Source organism: Arthrobacter sp. MDT2-34-1 (assembly GCF_059091365.1).
On record NZ_JBNHGO010000020.1, the window covers coordinates 1 to 2,495 of the forward strand.

Consider the following 2,495-nt stretch of genomic DNA (forward strand, 5'->3'; position numbering starts at 1 on the left):
ATGTCAAGGACGCCTTCAAAAAAGACTGACCGGACCGGACACACCCCCGATGCCGGCAGCCGGCGCGGGGGCCTGCCGGCCACAGGCCGGTCACGGACAGGCTCCGGCACAGGCGGTATTGCTTTACCGGGGGAGAACATTGACCCGTCCGTGTGCAGAGGCCAGCTCTTCCTTCGCCGCCGTTTATGGGAAAAAATATGCATAACGGTCCTTGGTGCAGGACGGCGGCAGGGACGGAACATCAACCGGAGCAGCGGGTTTCCGGGCCGTTCGATATGGAGTCCATCATGGGCCTGCCTGAGCCGGGGTCAGCGTGGAACAGCGACGATTCCGGAGCCGTACTGTCCGACCCGGACCGCCAGGACAGCGTCCTGGTCGATACCGAGGCCGCCCAGGACGGTGCCTGCGCCCGCATCCAGGTCACGACCGGCCGGGTCTGCACGCTGCCGCCCTCGCATCCGGGCTCGTGCCGGTTCACCGATACCGGGGATGCCCAGGAAGAACCGGAACAGCCCAACGCCCCTGGTCCCGGATCAGTGACCGAGGCGTGGACTGAGGGCGATGCCGAGTCCGCTGACCGGCCCTGGTAACCGGCCGCCGGCAGCTGAACCGGATGGCCCGGAAGGTCGGAACCAGCCTGCTTCCGGAATCCGGACACTCCTGATCAGGGCGCAGTCTTTGCTCCGCCGGTGGTCAGGCCGCCCGCCGTTGTCACGCCCGGGTGGTCAGGTCGGTGATCAGCGCACCGGCGGCATGCTCGCGCGCTGCCTCAATGGCCCGCACGGCGGCGGTTTTGTCTGCGAAGCCGTCCGAGACCGCCATAACCGACCCGTCACCGCTTCTCAGCCGGAATCTGAACAGCCCGTCAGCATCGGTGAATACTTCGAATCCTCCGGCCATGGCAGAACCTCCCTTGGTATCGCCCGTTCCCCGCAGACTACCGGCAGGCCCGGATACTGTCAGCCCTCCGAGCCCAGGCACGCCCGCTTAGGGCCCTTTCCGGCCCGCGGGGCCGTCCCGAGGCCCGTACCACGGATCTGCTCCCGGTGCGCGGGCCCGGTTTGGCCGGCACGTTGCTGGGGCCGGACTTCAGGTCTTCCCGCGTGCTGTTGCGCGATCCATGCGATGTGCTGTCTAATGCTTGCCCGACACTTTGCAGAGGAGACGACCAGCCGAACATGGCTACCGATTACGACGCACCCCGGAACACCGGCGAGGATGAGTCGACGGATTCGCTTGAGGAGCTGGCCGCCCAGCGCGGCAAACCCCAGCCGGTGGCCATCGACGTGGACGAGAACGACACCGCCGAAGGCATCGACCTGCCCGGCGCTGACCTCTCCGGCGAGGAGCTGCATGTGCGGGTGATCCCCGTTCAGGCCGATGAGTTCACCTGCGGATCCTGCTTCCTGGTCCACCACCGGTCCCAGAAAGCGCGCGAGAAGAACGGCGTGGCCTACTGCCGCGACTGCGAAGACTGAGAAAGGCAGCGACAGCATCCCGGAAAGAGGACGGATTCCGGCTCAGATCACCGAGGCTTACCGCAGCGCGGCTGCCTGAATAACAAAGCCGGGCTCAGGCTTGGGCTGAAGTGAGCCTGAACGCGACGGGGACGGGCAGATCCGTACCTTGGACCGGGAACCGACGCCCACCAGGAACCGACGCCCACCCGAAACCGGCGGGCCTAACGCCGCCCCGGGCCCGGCTGCAGGGGTTCATTCCACCGGGTCCCTGGCCTGTTCCGGGGCAGACTTCAGCTATCGCGGCCCGGGGCACCTGAAGCCGCCCGGGGATCTCAGGTGCCGGTGAGGGAACAGCACCAGGATCTGCGCTGGCCTGCCCGGAGCTGCCGGCGCTTTTTCTGACGGACTGCACCGGGTCGTGAAAAACGGCGCCGGTGGACGGGAGCCTGAAGGAGCACTCCCGTCCGCCGGTTCACGCAGTGCGGGCTATTAGGACGCTGGAGAGCCGACCGCCGATTCGTGGTGTCGTCCTGCCCCATCCGGGAGCCTGCCGGGGGCCGGTTTCAGGCCTGGCCCTTTAGACCGGGCGGATGTTCTCCGCCTGCGGTCCCTTCTGGCCCTGGGTGACGTCGAATTCGACGCGCTGGTTCTCCTCCAGTGAGCGGTAGCCGCTGGCGGAGATGGCGGAAAAGTGCGCGAACACATCCGGTCCGTTGTCGTCAGGGGTAATGAAGCCGAAGCCCTTGTCCGCGTTGAACCATTTGACTGTTCCTGTTGTCATGCTGCATTCCTTCTGGGCCGGCTCTGCGGATCCGTGCTGTGGACCCCGTCCCGCCGCCCGCTCCCCAGCCTATGTGCCGGGATTCGTACCGGACAAGGCCCGCAGGGGCGTCTTCGCATTTGTCGGGCAGTAAAGCCCTGGGCACTGGTCGACAGGTATTTGCAAAACCGGCAGGTAGCTGTTTGCTGCGCCGTCGGGTCTTCAGGTCATGAAAAACCGTGTCATTGCGGTTGCCTTCCGGCCCCGACGTCCGG

The 2,495-nt window shown here is 66.3% G+C and carries 4 protein-coding genes; 2 read left to right on the forward strand and 2 right to left on the reverse strand.

Annotation, left to right across the window (positions count from 1 at the left end):
* Positions 1-287 precede the first annotated feature (287 nt).
* Positions 288-590, forward strand: a complete 303-nt coding sequence (locus tag AC5RVV_RS17205; protein WP_494002583.1) for a hypothetical protein — start codon at positions 288-290, stop codon at positions 588-590.
* Positions 591-711: 121 nt separating this feature from the next.
* Here the strand turns inward: AC5RVV_RS17205 and AC5RVV_RS17210 are convergent, their stop codons facing one another.
* A complete protein-coding gene (locus AC5RVV_RS17210) occupies positions 712-900 on the reverse strand; it encodes a YegP family protein (RefSeq protein WP_494002584.1) in 189 nt (62 codons plus the stop codon).
* A 278-nt stretch (positions 901-1,178) separates the two neighbouring features.
* On the opposite strand from AC5RVV_RS17210, the gene AC5RVV_RS17215 reads away from it, so the two are divergent.
* Positions 1,179-1,478 (forward strand): DUF4193 domain-containing protein, encoded by a 300-nt coding sequence (locus AC5RVV_RS17215; protein WP_494002585.1) that lies wholly within the window; start codon positions 1,179-1,181, stop codon positions 1,476-1,478.
* 559 nt (positions 1,479-2,037) lie between these two features.
* Here AC5RVV_RS17215 and AC5RVV_RS17220 read toward each other — a convergent pair.
* A complete protein-coding gene (locus AC5RVV_RS17220) occupies positions 2,038-2,241 on the reverse strand; it encodes a cold-shock protein (RefSeq protein WP_493986604.1) in 204 nt (67 codons plus the stop codon).
* Positions 2,242-2,495 lie beyond the last annotated feature (254 nt).

Coding starts and splice junctions, on each gene's coding strand:
- AC5RVV_RS17205 (WP_494002583.1), top strand. CDS start 288: ATGGGCCTGCCTGAGCCGGGGTCAGCGTGGAACAGCGACGATTCCGGA.
- AC5RVV_RS17210 (WP_494002584.1), bottom strand. CDS start 900: ATGGCCGGAGGATTCGAAGTATTCACCGATGCTGACGGGCTGTTCAGA.
- AC5RVV_RS17215 (WP_494002585.1), top strand. CDS start 1,179: ATGGCTACCGATTACGACGCACCCCGGAACACCGGCGAGGATGAGTCG.
- AC5RVV_RS17220 (WP_493986604.1), bottom strand. CDS start 2,241: ATGACAACAGGAACAGTCAAATGGTTCAACGCGGACAAGGGCTTCGGC.